Origin of the sequence: Kordia aestuariivivens (assembly GCF_014397005.1) — a bacterium.
Taxonomy (GTDB): Bacteria; Bacteroidota; Bacteroidia; order Flavobacteriales; family Flavobacteriaceae; genus Kordia; species Kordia aestuariivivens.
The window spans coordinates 52,701-71,982 of record NZ_JACGWS010000005.1 but is presented as its reverse complement, the minus strand read 5'-3'; the positions used below and the strand labels follow the sequence as shown (position 1 = coordinate 71,982).

The following is a 19,282-nucleotide window of genomic DNA, read 5'->3' as shown; positions in this document are numbered from 1 at the left end:
TTTAAATTTATATAAAATAGTTGATTTTTACAGAATTATTTTACGGCTTCGTAATTATCGTCCCAATTTTTAGGTTTTGGTTCGCCCAATTTCCCAACAGATTTGGCCACAACCATAGAAACTGTAGCATCTCCAGTAACATTTACAACAGTTCTACACATATCTAAAGGTCTGTCTACTGCAAATATTAATGCCAATCCAGCTTCTGGAATTCCAGCATATCCTAAAACTCCTACTAACATTACCATTCCAGCACCAGGAACCGCGGCACTTCCAATGGAAGCCAATGTAGCTGTTGCTATAATTCCTAATTGCGTTGCAAAATCTAATTCCATACCAAAAGCTTGTGCAATAAATACTGCTGCTACTGCTTGGTATAAACTTGTTCCATCCATGTTAATGGTTGCTCCAATTGGCAACACAAAACTTGATACTTCTTCTTCTACACCTAAATGTTCTGTAACACGTTCCATAGTAACTGGTAAAGTTGCGGCACTAGAACTTGTAGAGAATGCTAATAATTGTGCTGGAGAAATTCCATCAAGAAAGAATCTTGGTGATTTTTTTGTAAAAACATACACGATTGTAATGTAAATACATATCATCAACAACAAACCACCAACAACGGTTATTGCATACCAACTAAGTGCGATAAATAAGTCTATACTGGGCGATTCTACAACAATTGCTGCTAACAATGCAAATACTCCGTAAGGTGCTGCAAGCATAATTAAATCGACCATTTTGAGGATGACTTCATTGAAACCATCAAAAAAGCTTTTAACGGTTTTTCCTTTTTCTTCTGGAATTAAGATCAAACTAACTCCAAAGAATATAGCAAAGAATATGATTTGTAGCATATTTCCATTGTCCGTTGCCGCTTTAAAAAGGTTTTCTGGCACCAAATCTTCTAACGCTTTTAATGGACCAGCATTTTTCTGATCTTTTGCAGTTTCTTTATATTTTGTAGTGTCTCCACTATAATTTTCAATCATTTCTGTTCGCGTTTCTTTTGAAATCGCTTTTCCTGGTTGGACAATATTTACAAGCATTAAACCAATAGTTACTGCAATAACAGTAGTAATGATATAAACACCAATGGTTCTTCCGCCCATTTTTGAGAGCTTAGAAATATCTCTTAAATCTGAAACACCTTTTATCAATGCTGCAAGAATTAAAGGAATAGCAATCATTTTAAGACAGTTGATAAACATTTTTCCGAAAGGTTTTATCCAATCTTGAACAATTTCTTTTCCTCCATCAAAAGTAGTCATGAGCAATCCGACAAGGACTCCTAAAACCATTCCTAAAATAATTTTCCAGTGTAGTGCCATTTTTTTCATATATGCTAAGTGATTCGTTTGTGAAACGTGAGTTTGTTATGATTTTGAAGTAAATATATTTGCAATTGGTTTCCTTAAAAATAGAATAATTATTCCAACTAAGATATATAATAAATTGTTATATAAGTTTTGTTTAAGTACTTCAGGACTTTTAAAAGCAAAACTATAACTGTTTACGTTACTTTTTAATAGTGTGTAACCATCTTGTAATATGTAGGGAATTGTAGTAAATAAGAGATAAACACCCATCATTGCAATGACTATTTCTACAATGTAATTGCTATCTGTTTTAGAAAAATCGAATTGTGTTGCTTCAAACCCTTTATCTAATCGTAAAAAGCTTACAATTTTTGCTGCGAATGCAAGCATCAAATACACAATTGCAAAAAAGAGTAAAATGACCCCAATAAAGCCAAATAGAAACGTTGCGTCATCTATTTGATTAAAATAAATAATATTTGATATAACCGGAATAATTCCTTCAATGAGAATGTATATGGCGAATATTTTAACAACAGCTACGAAAAAGTCTTTTACACTCATTATTTGATGGTTTTGTTTAATAAGTAATAATCCGCTAAGACCAATGCTGCCATAGCTTCTACGATAGGAACGGCTCTTGGCACAACACACGGATCATGACGCCCTTTTCCTGTCATTTCCACAATATTTCCATCTTTGTTGATGGTATCTTGTTTTTGCATAATGGTTGCCACAGGTTTGAAAGCTACGCTGAAATAAATATCCATTCCGTTGCTGATTCCACCTTGAATTCCGCCAGAAAGGTTACTTTTTGTCGTTCCGTCTGCGTTGAAAATATCATTGTGTTCGCTTCCTTTCATTTTGGAACCTTCAAATCCGCTTCCGTATTCAAAACCTTTTACGGCATTGATGGATAACATGGCTTTTCCGAGTTCGGCGTGTAATTTATCAAAAACGGGTTCTCCCAATCCGACAGGGACATTTTGCAAAACACACGTAATGGTTCCGCCAATAGTATCACCTTCTTTACGAATTTCTCTAATTTTTGCCTCCATTTCTGCAGCTTTCGCTGGATCTGGGCAACGCACAGGATTGCTTTCTGTTAACGTAAAATCTAATTCTTGATATGGAATGTCTAAAGAAATCGCTCCTACCGATGATACAAACGCATTAATTTTAATACCTGAAAGAAATTGTTTTGCAATTGCGCCAGCCACCACTCTAGATGCTGTTTCGCGAGCCGAACTTCTTCCGCCGCCTCTATAATCGCGATGTCCGTACTTCTGATCGTACACATAATCTGCATGCGATGGACGATAGGTTTCTTTAATATGTGAATAATCGTGTGATTTCTGATTAGTGTTGTGAATAGCGAATCCAATAGGAACGCCTGTTGTTTTTCCTTCAAAGATTCCCGAGTAAAAAACAACCGCATCTGGTTCTTTCCGTTGCGTAACAATGGCAGATTGTCCTGGTTTTCTACGATTCATTTCCTCCTGAATCATTTCCATATTTAATTCTAATCCTGCTGGACAACCGTCAATAATTCCGCCAATTGCTGCTCCATGCGATTCTCCAAAAGTGGTCAATTTGAATACTGATCCAAAGGTATTTCCTGCCATAGCCTATTTTTAACAATTGTAAATTTAATCTAACAGATTCAAAAACCCAACAAATGGGTGAAATTTACTTAACATTTGACCATTTCTATTGATAAATTGGTAACATTCAAGCAACTAAGCTTCACACTATTTTTCATCAAATTTTGTCGTTTGCGATTTATTTGTCTTGTGAAATAAGATTTCGTGAAAAAACGAAAAATAAAAATGGTTTTGATCGTCCATAAAATTAGTGTTTGAACTCCTTCTTTTTCAAAAAAACATCCTGTAAAGTATTGTATATGTCGTAGGAAGCACTTAATTTGACGACTTTAAATACTACTGATGAAAAACATAGCTAAAGCTTTTGGAATTTGCATACTGACACTACTTACTTCGTGTGGAAGTAGTGATGACCCCGCAACTACGGATGACGGATTAGAAACACCTGTATTGCCTGCAAATTATTTTCCTGCGAGTGTAAATAATTACTGGAATTACGATGTCTCGATTACTGATAATGCAAATGCTGTTACTACAGCAGAAGATTCATTGTATGTCGCTTCAAGAAGCGGAGATACATTTATGTTAGACGTAAACGCGAATAATATTGCAAGTGGCTCAATGAGTACTTTGTTAGCAAATGGAACACTTACTGAGCAAGGAACTGCGCTTACACTGAATGGAAGTTTGGATTTTCCAATTGATTTAGGCATTGCCGCCATTCCTTTTGAAGGCGCTGTTTTATATGATTCAAGTGTTGCAGATAATACAACTCTTTTCTCCTCTTCAGATATGTTTACGCAAGATCTTCAAGGATTTCCAATTACAATTGCATACAGTTTAAGTTCAGAGAAAATTGAACGCTTGGCGAGTTTTACCGTAAATGGCGAATCATTCTCTGATGTTGAAGTGGTGGATTTAAAACTGGAACTAAGCGTGAGTACGTCTGTTGATATATTAGGAAATCCTACAACATTTTCTATTCTTGATCCGCAAGATGTATTGACTACACGTGCATATTACGGTCCAAATGTTGGATTATTAAAAGCGGAATCAGAAATTCGTTTTACGTTAAACCCAACAACCGTAGCACTTTTACAAACGTTCAATATCAATCTAGGGATTCCTACGAGTGGTTCAGGGACGAATGTTGAAGAATTGACTTCGTATTTGGTTAATTAAAGACTTACTTAGATTTTTGGACTTCTTGGATTGTTTAGATTGTTAGATTGTTAGATTGTTAGATTGTTAGATTGTTAGAAAAATATTTTAAATTCAATCACAATCGTCATTTCGAGTGATTTTTTGGAATGAAATGAAGAAAAATTGTATCGAGAAATACTCTTAATACTGAAATTGTCGAAGCATGATGAGAAGTTGAATCAAGTTCAGCTTGACGACTAAGAAGTCTAATGTACAAAAAGCGAAGCAAGTCTAAAAGCGAAGCGTTCTAAAAGATTCCCGCCTACGCGGGAACTAGTCTAAAAGCAAAGCGTTCCAAGAGCGAAGCACGTCTAAAGCAAAGCGTGTCTCAAAACCGTAATCGGATGCAACGCTTCTTTTTGTGTTCCATCTTTAATTTGATGTCTACAACTTGTGCCATTTGCAGCAATGATTGCATTTACTTCTGCTGCTCTAACTGCAGGAAACAGTGATTGTTCGCCAACATTCATGCTAACTTCGTAATGTTCTTTTTCGTATCCGAATGAACCTGCCATTCCACAGCAACCAGAAGCAATAATGGTTGGTTTGTAGTTTTTGGGAAGATTCAAAATGTCAAACGTACATTTCTGATTCGACAGTGCTTTTTGGTAACAATGCACATGAATTTTAACGTTTTTTTCTTCTTGTGTAAACGATTCCGAAGTGATTTCGCCCGCTTGAATTTCAGCAGCTAAAAATTCTTCAATTAAATATACATACTTCGCAATTTGCTTTGCGGCTTCTTTATCGTCTGCCAAACGAATATATTCATCGCGAAAAGTGAGAATTGCTGAAGGCTCAATTCCGACTAAAACAGCATTTTCATTCAAAATATCTTTAAACAGATTCACATTTGCGTTTGCTGCTTTTTTAGCTTCCTTTAGGAAACCTTTTGAAATGAAGGTGCGTCCGCTTTCCTCATGTGGAATATGCTTGATTTCATATCCAAGTTCCGATAAAACGATTAACGCATCTTGTCCAATATCAGATTCTAAATAGTTGGTAAATTCATCACTAAAAAGATATACTTTTTTAGCTTTTGAACTATTTATATTTAATTGATTTAAAGTTTTTTGAATTATTTTATCTAAAGTTTTACTTGAATTAATTGGCAATGTACGTTCAGCGGCAACGCCAAGTTTATTTTTGATGATTTTTGAGGTAAAACTATTGGTTTTTACAAAGTTTGAAAGTCCCGGGAACTTACTTGCCAATTTGTTTGATTTCGTTGAAAATGCAAACGCTTTATCACGAAAAGTGGGCTTGTTCGATTTGTAATATTGATGTAAAAATTCTGCTTTTAAAGCGGCAACATCTACATTACTTGGACATTCGCTTGCGCAGGCTTTACAGCTCAAACACAAGTCAAAAACTTCCTTTAATTCTGTGTGATCAAATTTGTTTTCTTTCTCGGATTGTGTCAAAAATTCACGCAATGCATTTGCTCTTGCGCGTGTGGTATCTTTCTCGTTTTTTGTAGCTCTGTAACTTGGGCACATCGTTCCTGAAAAGGAAGCAGGTTTTCTACAATCGCCCGAACCATTACATTTTTCAGCTGCTCGCAAGATTCCTTCACTGTCCGAAAAGTCAAATATGGTTTCTATTTCAGGTTCTTCCCGATCGATTTCGTAGCGCAAAGACGTATCCATCTTGGCTGCATCTACGATTTTCCCTGGATTGAAGATATTTTTTGGATCAAATACGCTTTTGACATCTTTTAGTAATTCATAGTTCTTCTCACCTATCATGATTGGAATAAATTCCGCACGGACAATTCCATCGCCGTGCTCACCACTGAATGAACCTTTATATTTTTTGACCAATTTGGCAACATCACGCGTTATTTTTCGAAATAATACAACATCTTCTTTCTTCTTTAGATTCAAAATTGGACGCAAATGCAATTCTCCTGCGCCTGCATGCGCATAATACACTGCTTTTTGCTCGTACTTCGCCATCAATTCAGAAAACTCCGCAATGTAATTTGATAAATCTTCCAACGCAACTGCAGTATCTTCAATACACGCCACGGCTTTTTTATCGCCAATAATATTTCCCAATAAACCTAAACCTGCTTTTCGCAATTCCATTGCTTTAGAAATATCGTCACCTTTTAAGATTGGATAATGGTAACTTTTTCCTTCTTTCTTTAAAGAAGCCAATAAATCAGCGGTTTGTTTTTCTAAGTCTTCTATGTTGGTTGATCGTAATTCTAGTAGTAAAATCGCTTGTGGATCGCCTTTTACGAAAAATCTATTTTTGGCTTGCGCCAGATTTGACTTTGTACAATCTAAAATGATTTTATCCATCATTTCACAGGTATACAAATTATGTTGCATTGTGAGTGAAACCGACTGTAAACAAGCTTCAATGCTTTCATAGTGTGCTGCAACTACACAATGATGTGTTGGTGGCAATTCGTCTAATTGTAATGTAATTTTAGTCGTAAACGCTAAGGTTCCTTCACTTCCAGAAAGTAGTTTGCACATATTAAAGCGTTCGCCATCTTTCGTAAAAGGTTCAGCATTGAGCAATTCGTCAATGGCGTAGCCTGTATTTCTTCTATGAATGGTCGCTTTTGGGAATTCAATTCGTATTCTCGCTTGATTGTTTTTATCAATCAGCATTTCGTATATTTTTTGATAAATAGCGCCTTCAAGGGTCGTTAACGCACGTTTTTGATGAAATTCTTCTGTGGTAATTTCTCCAAAAGTAACTTCCGATCCATCGGAAAGTAACACATCCATTGAAACAATTTTATCACGCGTTACGCCATATTGAATCGAAGTCGTTCCAGATGAGTTGTTTCCGACCATTCCACCAATCATACACCGATTGGACGTTGATGTGTTTGGTCCAAAAAATAAATTAAAGGTTTTTAAATACGCATTTAATTCATCGCGGACAACGCCAGATTGAACAGTGACCGTTTTTGCCGTTTCATTGATATCTAAAATTCGAGTAAAGTGTTTAGAAACATCCACTACAATACCTTCACCAACACATTGTCCAGCTAAAGAAGTTCCTGCAGTCCTCGGAATTAAGGAAGTATTGTGTTTAGCAGCAAAATTTATCAACGTTTTTAGATCGTCACTATTTTTAGGATACGCAACAGCTAACGGTAATTTGCGATATACGGAAGCATCAGTAGCGTATAAAATTCTGTGTAAATCGTCATAAAAAATAGTACCTGCAAAGACCTGCTTCAATTCTTCCAATTTCGCTTTCATCCTACTGATTTGAGTGCTTTTTGTAAATTTTTCAGCAATATAAACTTATTTTTTTAGTTATAATACAAGAATTAACAAGACTGTAATTTTAAAACATAAACAGATGAAAAAGTTAGTTATTTTAAGTATTTTATTTTTAGGATATTTGGCTTCTGCACAACAGATTGCAGAGAATGCCATCGGTTTAAGAATTGGAGGAAATAACGGATTTGGAACCGAAATTTCGTATCAACGTGCATTAGGCGACACTAATAGATTGGAACTCGATTTAGGCTGGAAAGATAATGACGATTATGATGCATATAGGCTTACAGGATTGTATCAATGGGTTTGGAATATTGATGGAGGATTTAATTGGTATGCTGGTGCTGGTGGCGGAATTGGAAGTTGGAATAGCAACCGAAATGCTACGAATGACGGTTTTTATGCATTCTTCGCTGGTGATGTTGGAATTGAGTATAATTTTGATTTCCCACTGCAACTTTCATTGGACATACGACCTGAATTTGGCTTTGAGAAAGGATTCAATGATGACCTTGATATGGACTTGGCATTAGGTGTCCGTTATCAATTTTAATTTTACTAGGGAAATTCTACACATTTGGTTAAATTTGCGCGTTTAACAATTAAATTATTCAATATAAAATGTATACAAACGTGAAAAAAGTATTTTTAATCGCATGTATTGCTAGTATGTTACTATTTACTTCCTGTGCGGAAACAGAAAGTAAACCTCAAAAATTTGCAGTAGAAACAACTATTATCGGTACTCCTGACGGTGTTCGTGCATTTTTAAAAGTTCATAATGAAAATGGAAAACCAGTACCAAAAGATACTGCAATTGTACAAAATGGCAAGTTTATATTTACTGGAGAAGTTGAGTATCCACAAATGGGCTATGTGTTTGTAAATGGTGCTCAAGGAAGTTTTTCTGTTATTTTAGAAGAAGGTGATGTAAAAGTTGAAGCCTATAAAGACAGCTTGTCGCAATCAAAAGTATCTGGCGGTAAGCACAACCAAGAATATACTGATTTTATTTCAGGTTCTAGAATATTAAGCGCTAAGATTATTAAAGCTAGGGAACGTTATGGAGAATTCATAAAGTTAAAATTGACCGATTCTGTTGTAATTGCTCGAAAGCAGATGTCTGATTTACAAAAAGAAGGACTTACCTACCAGGAAGACTATGTAAAAAAGCATCCTACATCCTATATTTCTGTGTTAATCGTGAATCGTTTGTTGAGAAACAAATTGACAACTGCGCCAAAAGCTAAAGTATTTTATGATGGACTTCCGAATGACATGAAAAAAGCCAAAGTTTCGGAAGATTTATTTATTAAAATTACTGAATTATTAAGAGCTTCAGTTGGTTCAGTTGCCACAAACTTTTCAGCGCCAAATCCGGAAGGAAAAACGATTTCTTTGAATGATATTAAAGGAAAAGTAACCGTTATTGATTTTTGGGCAGCTTGGTGTGGACCTTGCCGTAAAGAGAATCCGAATGTGGTGAAAATCTACAATAAGTATCATGCTGATGGATTGGAAATTATTGGTGTTTCTTTAGATGGTCGTGTAAATCAGAGAAATGCAAGAGAAGATTGGATTCGCGCTATTGAACAAGATGGATTGCCTTGGCACCAAGTTTCAAATTTAGCTGGTTTTAAAGACGGAATTGCACGTAGTTATAATGTTCGCTCTATTCCTTCAACTTTTATTTTGAATGAAAAAGGAGAGATTGTAGCAAAGAATTTACGTGGCGCTCAATTAGAAGCGAAGATTAAAGAGTTGCTTGGAAAGTAGTTTTTCGGGTATTAGGTATTAGGTATTAGGTATTAGGTGAAATTATTTTTTAATTTAAAATTTAACATTCATTAATTCAACATTTCAAAATCTGATTTTCAGCAAGTTACTTTTTTACTTAAAAAAACGTATATTTTTTATTTGCATGGTTCAAAAACAATAGTATATTTGCAACCGATTTAAAAACAAATCGTACGTGTTGGGGAGATACTCAAGCGGCCAACGAGGGCAGACTGTAAATCTGCTGACTACGTCTTCGCAGGTTCGAATCCTGCTCTCCCCACGAAACAAAAAACCGATCAAAATTTGATCGGTTTTTTTGGTTTTAATACTTTCTAATAAACGTTGTTATGAAGCTACTCTTGCATCGCTTTAATATGCTTCGCCAACGCCTCACCTACTTGCTTATGCCCTTTTTTGTTCCAGTGAGCATCTTCATCAAAATAAGAAGATTCGTCCAATACAGGCATTGGGTCTAAGTAATCTATATGGAAAGTTGTTAATTGTCTTTTAATGGCTTTGTAACTATTATCACCATTGATGACTTCTTGAAGTTTATCTTTTAATTCATCATGAATGTGTGGATTTTTCTTGGAGAAGAAATAATTCTGAGGAATTAAAACTACCGTCAATTTTCCACCGCGTTCTTTGACAATTTTGTCTAATTCTTGCAAAGCGACAATTCCTCTATTTTCGGTTAAATCTTCTTTTCCCGTTTCTAACGCAACACTATTGGGCGCATTCGGCAAGAGGTTTTCAAACAACATGTCACGGTAATGCGTACGATTTACAGTTTTTACGACCAATTTCGTGAAATAGCTGTATTTGATTAGTTTGTTAATTGGAAATACATATAATTTTGGTGCATTGTAAATAGAACCATCATCCGAAATCATTCGCAATGGAATTTCTAGCGTGTTTGCTGCTCTGTCGTAATTTGTTTCTAAAACGTCAGAACTCATATCATTTCCGATGTACATTCCAACAATTACATGTTTTGGGCGTAAATCGGTATTGTTTCGTACAAAATACTCGTAATGTTCTGGTTGAAAACCACTTAAATACGCATAGTTTGCAACGTTGTAATTTTGAAGTGAATCTGCAAATACATTCGAATAGCGTTCTTCTACTTCTACACCATGACCAAACGTGAACGAATCGCCAAAGAAAGCAACCTGAACATCTTTGTTGTCATACGTAGTGTTTTCGCGCAATCCTTTTGCATTCGTTTTGACAGATACATTGAATTCTCTGTATGCCCAACGTGAAGAATAGTTTTCTTTTACGGGAACAACAGCTGTTTTTACCGTTTGAATAGCGCCACTTTCGGTCTGTTTTTTATAGATTGTTAACGGAATGTGCGTGTATGAAGTATTTGTTTCAGTCGTTTTTGAACTTGAAGAACCTGTAAATCGCAATACGAGATACGAACCAATTTCTAAGAAAATCAGCGTAATTACAAAGATGATCAAATACTTTTTTAGATTTTTCAGGAACTTCTTCATATTCGTTGCTATTTTACTGTTTAATTTGATTGCTCTTTGAAGATTCGCATTAAATCTTCCCAAGTTTATTCATGACAAATAAAATAATGATCGGAACTGCCATTGCAATCACAATCCATGTATCTTGATAGAGTATTTCTTTGCGAAGTGCCAACGTAATGACAAATCCCGCGACAGCGCCACCAAAATGCGCATCATGACCAATGTTTCCTGATCTTTTTTTCATTCCATAGATGGAAAATAATAAGTATCCGACTGCGAATAGATATCCAGGAATAACAATGTTTATCATCATATTTGGTCGTAAGAGAATTGCCGAAAATAAAATTCCGGAAACGGCGCCACTTGCACCTAAAGCGTTGTAATGATGTTCATCTTTATGAAAGTAAAATGAAAGTAAACTTCCCAATAGTAAGCTCGCAAGATAGATTAATAAGAAATTTGTAGCACCTAATGAATGGACAACGCCACCCGCAAAAAAGTACAGTGTAATCATGTTAAATGCTAAATGTTGTATGTCTGCATGCAAAAATCCTGACGTAATCATGCGCAAATATTCTCCGCGATGAATGGCGCCAACATTGAACATATATGTGCTTCGAAAAGCATAATCATCAAACCCTTTGAGTGATATCAAAACGTTCCCCACAATTACTCCAATAGTTACGAGTTCTAAATTCATCTTATTTTAGCCTTTATTAAGTGCCAAATATAGCTATATTTGCCTAAATTTTGTACACTTATTATGCAGCTTATCGCGTTCATTCTTATTTACCCAATACTTTGGTTGATTTCTATTCTTCCATTCCGGTTATTATATCTGTTCTCTGATTTTTGTTATGTACTTGTCTATTATGTTGTAGGATATCGGAAGAAAGTTGTACGTGAAAATTTAGCCTTGGTATTTCCTGAGAAAAGCGATGCAGAACGCTTGAAGATTGAGAAGAAGTTTTACCATCATTTGTGTGATATGTTTTTGGAAATGATCAAATCATTGACAATTTCTGATGCATCTTTACGGAAACGATTCGTATTTCCAAATATTGAAGTACTCAACGAATATGAGCGACAAGGACAAAGCATTATTTTAATTTCTGGACATTATGCCAATTGGGAATGGATGAATATTGTAAAGGAATATGTTTCGCTACACGGATATGGAGTTTATAAAAGATTGACAAACAAGTATTTTGATAAATTAGTCCGTGATATTCGCGAGAAGCGAAATTCTACCTTAATTACCACTAAAGATACATTTAGAACCATCAAACAGAATCAAATTGATGGAAAATTAGCCATTTATTATATGGTAAGTGATCAATCACCAAAACCATTACCGCATTATTATTGGACTGATTTTATGAATATTACGGTTCCGTGTTTTAACGGTTCTGAGGTTTTAGCGCGTAAAGTTGATATGCCTTTTATTTATTTTAAGATTGAAAAAGTAAAGCGCGGACATTATCAAGGAACTTTCATTCCATTAACACCAGAAGGAATTAAAAATTATCCTGAAAACGAACCTACAGAGTTGTTTTACAGAGAATTAGAAAAGCAATTATACGAAGCTCCAGAATATTATTATTGGGTTCATAAACGCTGGAAACACCGCGATAAAGTACCGCCTGAGTATCAGAAATAGTTAATTTATAGTTTTCATGAAAGCTTCCACAGTAGAATTTAAAGAAAATGAAATTGTAATTGTTGGGGCAAAATCTCCAATGATTATACGAATCGTTTTGGGAATTTTGATGGTTATATTTTTACTAATCCCAATATTTGTTGCAATATATAGAGTTTCAGAAGGTTTAGGGCTTCATTTCTCAATAGTACTAATAGCCGCTTTTACTTGGGCATTTGCATACTTTTTTTTGAGAACAATTTTATGGAATTCGTTCGGAAAAGAAATCATTACATTAACTCCTGAGTTTATTGAATACGAAGCTGATTACAAATTATTTAAAGGCGCAAAAGTTGCTATTTCTGGAAAAGATTTAGAATTTACGTACATTGAAATGGAAAAAGAGACTCAAACTTTTATTATTTGTGATGCAGTACCAGAATTGATTGAGAATGTATTGCCAATTTCAATACACAATATGCGAAAACTGGAAAGTAAGATTACAGATTACTATCGAAAGTTAACATAATTACACTACTCTACCTTCTTTCGCTGCTTTACTATCTAACGAAGTTCCAATAGCAAGTCCAACCGCCAAACCAATTGGTAAACCCAATGCAATGTTACCAAAAGCAACGCCCCAAGGCATACCAAATGCCATTCCCAAAGCCATCCATATACTCATGTAATAGCCTTTGTGCACTAATTTATGTTTGATCGTTGCCGTATTTTTGATTTTACTTTTCTTTTTCATAAAATCACGACGAAGTTGTTTATCACTAAAACCTGCTACTGTCGGAATTGCCAAAACAAGCACATCCATTTGTTCTTGAAAATCGTGCAAAGCTTCAGAAGAAGAAGCATGTGTTGCCATTTTTTCTAGCAATCGTTTTAAATAATCTGTTTCAGCTTTTTTGTGAAGTGCCTCTGTAAAAGAAGCTGTTTTTTCCTCAATTGTATGAATCGTTTCGTTTTTCCAAATAGTATATGTAGTTTCCATAATGGTTTGTTTTGTAAGCATACTAAATAAGTAGTGTGTTTGTGTATTTTGTTACATTTATGGTCTACCTAACTAGTACATAGAATTTTCGTAGCGTCCTCTAATCATTCTTTTTAAGACATCCAAGACTCCGTTCTACAACGGAGTTAGTTCAACATACAATTTTGAGTTCGCCAAAACTGGCTTCTTAAAAATTTATTTCACTAAAATAAAAAAAGCCATCCAAATGGACAGCTTTCTTAGTATACTTTAACACTTATGCTTACAAATTTGCAATTGCTTCAATTTCTTTAATGATTCGTTGTGCTAACTCATCTGCTGCTGACTGTGACTGCGCTTCCGTGTAAATTCGGATAATAGGTTCTGTATTAGATTTACGTAAATGAACCCAGTTTTCTGGGAAATCAATTTTTACACCATCAATCGTAGAAACGTCTTCGTTTACGTACTTTTCAGCCATCGCTTTTAAAATTCCATCAACATCTAATTCTGGTGTTAATTGAATTTTATTTTTACTCATAAAATAACTTGGATAGCTATCTCGCAATGCGCGAACAGTCATTTTTTTCTCTGCCAAATGTGTCAAGAATAACGCAACGCCAACTAACGAATCTCTTCCGTAATGTGATTCAGGATAAATGATTCCACCATTTCCTTCACCACCAATGACAGCATTGTTTGCTTTCATTAACGTAACCACGTTTACTTCACCAACAGCACTCGCTTGATACATTCCGCCGTGCTTTTCAGTAACATCGCGTAACGCTCTTGAAGATGATAAGTTTGAAACTGTATTTCCTTTTGTTTTACCTAACACAAAATCTGCGCAAGCAACTAAGGTATATTCTTCGCCAAACATTTCGCCATCATCACAAATAAATGCCAAACGATCTACATCTGGATCAACGACAACACCTAAATCTGCTTTTTCTTTGACAACCAATTCAGAAATATCCGTTAAATGCTCTTTCAATGGTTCTGGATTGTGCGGAAAATGTCCGGTTGGATCACAATATAATTCTACCACATCCACGTTTAATGCGCGTAATAACTTTGGAATGGCAATTCCTCCCGTAGAATTTACACCATCAACCACTACTTTAAAGTTTGCTTTTTTGATGATTTCTGCATCCACTAACGAAAGGTTTAGCACTTCATCAATATGAATATCAATGTAGGCATCATTTCGCGTTACTGTTCCTAAATCGTCAACTTCAGCAAAGTCAAACGCATCACTTTCTGCAATTTCTAAAATTTTCGCGCCATCAGCACCATTTAAAAATTCTCCTTTATGATTTAGTAATTTTAAAGCGTTCCATTGTTTTGGATTGTGACTTGCTGTCAAAATGATTCCACCATCAGCTTTCTCCAAAGGAACTGCTATTTCTACCGTTGGTGTTGTTGACAAATCTAAATCGATCACGTCAATTCCTAAACCAACCAAGGTATTTACTACTAAATTTTGAATCATCGCTCCAGAAATTCTGGCATCTCTACCAATAACTACTGTAAGTTCAGATTTGTTATATTCTTTTTTCAACCAAGTTCCGTAAGCACTTGCAAATTTTACAGCATCGATTGGTGTTAAATTGTCACCAACTTTTCCTCCTATAGTTCCACGAATTCCTGAAATTGATTTGATTAAAGTCATAATATATTATCTAAATTTATTTTTTAATTTTAAAAACGGTTTTTCAAAATATACATACGAAAAATGCGATACAATGATGGTTACACCAAATACAAGTCCGTACGAAAGTAGGATAACTACAAAGTCTGGCATTTGTATTTTGTCAACCAATTTTAGCAGTACCAATCCTATCAATTGCATAACAAGCGCATGATACATGTATATTCCGTATGATATTCTCCCTAAATAATTCACAAAGGAATTTCGAATATTAATCACAGGACTGTAACTCAACGTCAATATTACAAAACTAAACAATATCATTCCTATAAAGTGATATAAATTTAGGTTAATTCCTTGTAAAATATTCGTGCAAAAATACAATGTAAATACTAATAATATCAATACTTTAAAATATTTATGTATGCGATTTCCAATGTCGTATTTTTCATGAAGAATGGCAAACAATCCGCCTGTTGAGAAATAAAAATATAAAAAGTCAAACTTACGTAAGAACGGAAAAATATCAGTCGCAAAAAGGACAAAGTATCCAAGCGTAAAAATGATCAAAAATGTACTGAAAAATCTTTTATTTAAATACGCTAATGTTGGCGCAATGAATAAATAAAACTGTTCTTCAATTCCTATTGACCACAATATCTCAATAGCGCCACCAGGTTGATACAAGCCTGAAGCCACATTCGGTAAGAAAAAAGTATACAATAACACAGCGTTTACAATGTCATAATCGTTTGCATACGGAATTCCCAAATATTCCAACACTACATTGTAATATAAAAAGCCGACGATCATAATTAAAAAATACAATGGATAAATCCTGAGTATTCTTCTCATATAAAATTTTCTAATACCTACTTTTCCTGTATTTTCTCGTTCTCGATATAATAAACGAATGATTAAAAAACCACTTAATACGAAAAATACATACACAGCTTCTGTTCCTTTATGAAATACTGAGAAATCATCAAAATATGGCAAACCTCTATTCTTAAAAAATTGAGGAATATGAAAAATCATTACAGTGAACGCTAATAGAAAACGTAATGGGTTTAAATTTGGAAGTATCAAGTATGTTTTTTTACAAATATAATATTCTTAGAAAAATATTCTCACTAAATTTAACAAATGAACTTCTTAGCACATATTTATCTATCGCATAATGATGACGAAATAACAATTGGAAATTTTATTGCGGATAGTATTCGTGGAAAAAAGTATAAAAATTATCCGCCCGAAATTCAACGTGGTATTCTATTGCACAGACATATTGATACATTTACAGATGCGCATCCAACAGTGCGACAAAGCACCAAACGCTTGCATAAAAATTACAGCCATTATAGTGGCGTGATTGTAGATATTCTGTACGATCATTTTTTGGCGAAAAACTGGAAAAACTATTCCGATGTTCCGCTAGAAACGTATGTGGATGATTTTTACAATTTACTAGAAGATAATTATGATTTGCTTCCGCTGAATGTACAACGCTTACTCCCACACATGATTCAAGACAATTGGTTGTTGAGTTATGCATCTATTGAAGGAATTACAAAGGTTTTGGAAGGTATGAATCGGCGAACACAAAATCGTTCCAAGATGAATTTGGCAGTTGTAGAACTTCAAGAATTTTATACTGAATTTGAAGCAGAATTTACTTCTTTCTTTGACGAATTGATCGAATTTTCAAAACAAAAATTAAAAGAATTATAAAAATACATACATGAAAAAAACATTGCTTTTTAGCATCTTTTGCATACTCTTCTTCTCTTGTAAAAAAGAAAAAGTAATAGGTGTCATTTCTGAAACAGCCATGGTTGTTTCGGCACGTGAAGAAGTTTCAAATATTGGTAATTTAATTCTTAAAAAAGGCGGAAATGCCTTTGATGCCATGGCAGGAATGGAATTAGCACTCGCAGTTGCCTATCCGTATGCAGGAAGTTTGGGTGGCGGCGGATTTATGGTGTATCGTTTGGAAGATGGTACTATTGGTTCGTTAGATTATAGAGAAAAAGCGCCGTTGGCTGCAACCAAAAACATGTATATAGATTCCATTACTGGAAATATTATTCCTGATAAAAGTACGCTTGGCGCGATGGCGGTTGGAATTCCTGGAAATATTGCGGGAATTTTTGCCTCACATGAAAAATTTGGAAAGTTGCCAATGTCCGAAATTTTAACTCCAGTGATTGCTTTGGCAAAGAAAGGTGTGATTGTGACCGAAAAACAACAGAAACGCCTAGAGAAGTATCGGGATGGTTTTTTGAAGGTGAATGACTCCAATTTCTTTCTCGCGAAAGCATGGAAAGCAAACGACACCATTAAACGTGTTCAATTAGCAAAAACATTAGAACGTATTAAACTTAATGGTCGTGATGAATTTTATAAAGGAGAATCGGCTCAGATTTTAGTGGATTTTATGCAGAAATCTGGCGGAATTATGACACTGGAAGATTTGGCTGCGTACGATGTAAAATGGCGAACACCAATTACGTTTATGTATGATGATTTACGCGTGATTTCAATGTCGCCACCATCAAGTGGAGGAATTTGCTTGGCAGAAATTATGAAAGCGATTGAACCGTATGAGTTGGACAAATTTGGACATAATACCGTAAAATCGATTCAATTGATTACAGAAGCAGAACGCAGAGCGTATGCAGATCGAAGTTTCTTTTTGGGCGATCCTGATTTTGTGACGATTCCGACAGAAACCTTATTAAGTGATGATTATATTAAAGAACGAATGTCTTCGTTTTCTTTTGAGAAAGCAACGCCTTCAACGGAAGTTTCGCATGGTAACATTGAAATTGTGGAAAGTGACGAAACTACACATTATTCTATTGTAGATCCGTTTGGAAACGCGGTTTCTGTAACCACAACGATTAATGGCGCGTATGGTTCTAAGTTGTATTGTGAAGAATTAGGTTTCTTTTTGAATAATGAAATGGACGATTTTAGTTCTAAACCCGGTGTCGCAAATAGTTATGGCTTGATTGGCGCTGAAGCGAATAGTATTGCGCCCGAGAAACGCATGTTAAGCTCTATGACACCTACAATTGTAGAGAAAAATGGTAATTTATATATGGTTGTCGGAACGCCCGGCGGATCCACCATTATTACATCTGTTTTACAAACTATTTTGAATGTTCATGAATACAATATGGGCATGCAAGAAGCCATCAATCAACCACGATTTCACCATCAATGGTTGCCCGACGAAATACGAATGGAACCGAATAAATTTGATGAAAAGTTGCAAAAGAAATTAGAGAATCTTGGATATATAATCAATACCGAAAGAACTCCGATTATTGGAAAAGTAGAAGGAATTTTGATCTTGCCTGATGGGAAGTTAGAAGGCGGCGCAGATCCTCGTGGAGATGATAAAGCGGTTGGGTTTTAGACTCGTTCCGCGTAGGCGGGAATCTCTTCTCTTAGACTTGTTAGACTGTTAGACTGTTAGACTGTTAGACTGTTAGACTGTTAGACTGTTAGACTGTTAGACTGTTAGACTGTTAGACTGTTAGACTGTTAGACTGTTAGACTGTTAGACAAAATTAAATTTTAGCCTTTTGCTTTTAGCCATTGGGTTTTGAAATTTTAAATGTAAAAGTGTTTTAGTTTTCAATACTCAAGACTAATATCTAAATACTATTTTTTATCATGGAATTCGTAACAAAACTACAAGAAGCGTTTCAGGCAAACGCCAATATTGACAACCAGAAACAAATGGAAGTTTATATGCGTTATTTGTTTCGGTTTCATGGCATTAAAGCACCAATTCGGAAGCAATTGATTAAAGAACTCCTACCCGATTATAAATCGTTTTTACAAGAAAATATTCGTGCGGTTGTGACTGAATTGTATAATTTACCGCAACGTGAGTATCATTATACCGCAATGGAATTGTATCAAAAGTTTTCTAATAAGAAATATGAATTGAAAGATGGACGCTTTTTTACACGCATGATTACCACACATTCTTGGTGGGATTCTGTGGATTTCTTGGCAAAACATGTGTTTGGGAAATATTTGCTACAGTTTCCTGAACAGAAACGAAAGATGCTTGATTTTTATTCAAAAAGTGATAATATGTGGTTGAATCGCGCTGCGATTTTGCACCAATTGAGTTATAAGAACGAAACTGACCAAGCGGAATTATTCAAACAATGTATAGTACATAAGGAATCTGAAGAGTTTTTTATTCAGAAAGCGATTGGTTGGGCGTTGCGCGAATATGGAAAGGTGCAACCAGAAGCTGTTTTAAATTTCGTGAAAACGACAAAATTGAAAGAATTGAGTGAACGGGAAGCGATTCGGAGGTTGATTTAGACTTACTTGGACTT

At 35.0% G+C, this 19,282-nt stretch carries 17 protein-coding genes and 1 tRNA gene; 9 read left to right on the top strand and 9 right to left on the bottom strand.

All coding sequences use genetic code 11. From position 1 onward, the window contains the following. Positions 1-35: 35 nt before the first annotated feature. The 3 genes from H2O64_RS09485 to aroC are packed head-to-tail and all read right to left on the bottom strand — an operon-like array spanning position 36 to position 2,947. On the bottom strand, positions 36-1,343 hold the full coding sequence (locus H2O64_RS09485) for a dicarboxylate/amino acid:cation symporter (protein ID WP_187561952.1): 1,308 nt from the start codon (positions 1,341-1,343) through the stop codon (positions 36-38). A gap of 36 nt (positions 1,344-1,379) precedes the next feature. After that, complete coding sequence (locus H2O64_RS09480; protein ID WP_187561951.1) at positions 1,380-1,886, bottom strand: hypothetical protein; 507 nt, start codon at positions 1,884-1,886, stop codon at positions 1,380-1,382. Further along, positions 1,886-2,947, bottom strand: coding sequence for a chorismate synthase (aroC, locus tag H2O64_RS09475; protein ID WP_187561950.1), 1,062 nt, complete (start codon positions 2,945-2,947; stop codon positions 1,886-1,888). Before aroC ends, H2O64_RS09480 begins: the two co-directional genes overlap by 1 nt. Positions 2,948-3,268: 321 nt before the next feature. Between aroC and H2O64_RS09470 the strand changes: the two genes are divergently transcribed. Next, positions 3,269-4,108 (top strand): hypothetical protein, encoded by an 840-nt coding sequence (locus H2O64_RS09470; RefSeq protein WP_187561949.1) that lies wholly within the window; start codon positions 3,269-3,271, stop codon positions 4,106-4,108. 332 nt (positions 4,109-4,440) lie between these two features. On the opposite strand, the gene H2O64_RS09465 is transcribed toward H2O64_RS09470, so the two are convergent. Further along, positions 4,441-7,359 carry an FAD-binding and (Fe-S)-binding domain-containing protein gene (locus tag H2O64_RS09465; protein ID WP_187561948.1) on the bottom strand — a complete coding sequence of 973 codons (2,919 nt, stop codon included), beginning with the start codon at positions 7,357-7,359 and terminating at the stop codon, positions 4,441-4,443. 103 nt (positions 7,360-7,462) lie between these two features. Here H2O64_RS09465 and H2O64_RS09460 point away from each other — a divergent pair, with 103 nt between their 5' ends. From H2O64_RS09460 to H2O64_RS09450, 3 genes are all read left to right on the top strand, one after another. After that, on the top strand, positions 7,463-7,936 hold the full coding sequence (locus tag H2O64_RS09460) for a hypothetical protein (protein WP_187561947.1): 474 nt from the start codon (positions 7,463-7,465) through the stop codon (positions 7,934-7,936). 80 nt (positions 7,937-8,016) lie between these two features. Continuing rightward, entirely contained in the window at positions 8,017-9,159 is a 1,143-nt protein-coding gene (locus H2O64_RS09455) for a redoxin domain-containing protein (protein WP_187561946.1), read from the top strand. A 201-nt stretch (positions 9,160-9,360) separates the two neighbouring features. Then, positions 9,361-9,442 (top strand) — tRNA-Tyr (locus H2O64_RS09450). 73 nt (positions 9,443-9,515) lie between these two features. Here H2O64_RS09450 and H2O64_RS09445 read toward each other — a convergent pair. Both H2O64_RS09445 and H2O64_RS09440 read right to left on the bottom strand, forming a co-directional pair. Then, complete coding sequence (locus tag H2O64_RS09445) at positions 9,516-10,664, bottom strand: SGNH/GDSL hydrolase family protein (protein ID WP_187561945.1); 1,149 nt, start codon at positions 10,662-10,664, stop codon at positions 9,516-9,518. 49 nt (positions 10,665-10,713) lie between these two features. Continuing rightward, positions 10,714-11,346 (bottom strand): rhomboid family intramembrane serine protease, encoded by a 633-nt coding sequence (locus H2O64_RS09440; protein WP_187561944.1) that lies wholly within the window; start codon positions 11,344-11,346, stop codon positions 10,714-10,716. A 63-nt stretch (positions 11,347-11,409) separates the two neighbouring features. Here H2O64_RS09440 and H2O64_RS09435 point away from each other — a divergent pair, with 63 nt between their 5' ends. Together H2O64_RS09435 and H2O64_RS09430 are read left to right on the top strand one after the other, a co-directional pair. Continuing rightward, entirely contained in the window at positions 11,410-12,306 is an 897-nt protein-coding gene (locus tag H2O64_RS09435) for a lysophospholipid acyltransferase family protein (protein WP_187561943.1), read from the top strand. 16 nt (positions 12,307-12,322) lie between these two features. Then, entirely contained in the window at positions 12,323-12,814 is a 492-nt protein-coding gene (locus H2O64_RS09430; protein ID WP_187561942.1) for a hypothetical protein, read from the top strand. Here the strand turns inward: H2O64_RS09430 and H2O64_RS09425 are convergent, their stop codons facing one another. The 3 genes from H2O64_RS09425 to H2O64_RS09415 all read right to left on the bottom strand — a co-directional run bounded on the left by H2O64_RS09425 (position 12,815) and on the right by H2O64_RS09415 (position 16,004). Further along, positions 12,815-13,285 carry a hypothetical protein gene (locus H2O64_RS09425; protein WP_187561941.1) on the bottom strand — a complete coding sequence of 157 codons (471 nt, stop codon included), beginning with the start codon at positions 13,283-13,285 and terminating at the stop codon, positions 12,815-12,817. It abuts the gene before it with no gap. Between the two features lie 262 nt (positions 13,286-13,547). Continuing rightward, complete coding sequence (gene glmM, locus H2O64_RS09420) at positions 13,548-14,936, bottom strand: phosphoglucosamine mutase (protein ID WP_187561940.1); 1,389 nt, start codon at positions 14,934-14,936, stop codon at positions 13,548-13,550. Between the two features lie 6 nt (positions 14,937-14,942). Further along, entirely contained in the window at positions 14,943-16,004 is a 1,062-nt protein-coding gene (locus H2O64_RS09415; RefSeq protein ID WP_187561939.1) for an acyltransferase family protein, read from the bottom strand. Between the two features lie 57 nt (positions 16,005-16,061). On the opposite strand from H2O64_RS09415, the gene H2O64_RS09410 reads away from it, so the two are divergent. The 3 genes from H2O64_RS09410 (at position 16,062) to H2O64_RS09400 (ending at position 19,268) form a co-directional block, all read left to right on the top strand. After that, positions 16,062-16,646, top strand: a complete 585-nt coding sequence (locus H2O64_RS09410) for an acyl carrier protein phosphodiesterase (RefSeq protein ID WP_187561938.1) — start codon at positions 16,062-16,064, stop codon at positions 16,644-16,646. Between the two features lie 10 nt (positions 16,647-16,656). Then, entirely contained in the window at positions 16,657-18,339 is a 1,683-nt protein-coding gene (gene ggt / locus H2O64_RS09405) for a gamma-glutamyltransferase (protein WP_187561937.1), read from the top strand. A gap of 260 nt (positions 18,340-18,599) precedes the next feature. Continuing rightward, the gene (locus H2O64_RS09400; RefSeq protein ID WP_187561936.1) at positions 18,600-19,268 is read left to right on the top strand and encodes a DNA alkylation repair protein; all 669 of its coding nucleotides are present in this window, start codon (positions 18,600-18,602) and stop codon (positions 19,266-19,268) included. Positions 19,269-19,282 lie beyond the last annotated feature (14 nt).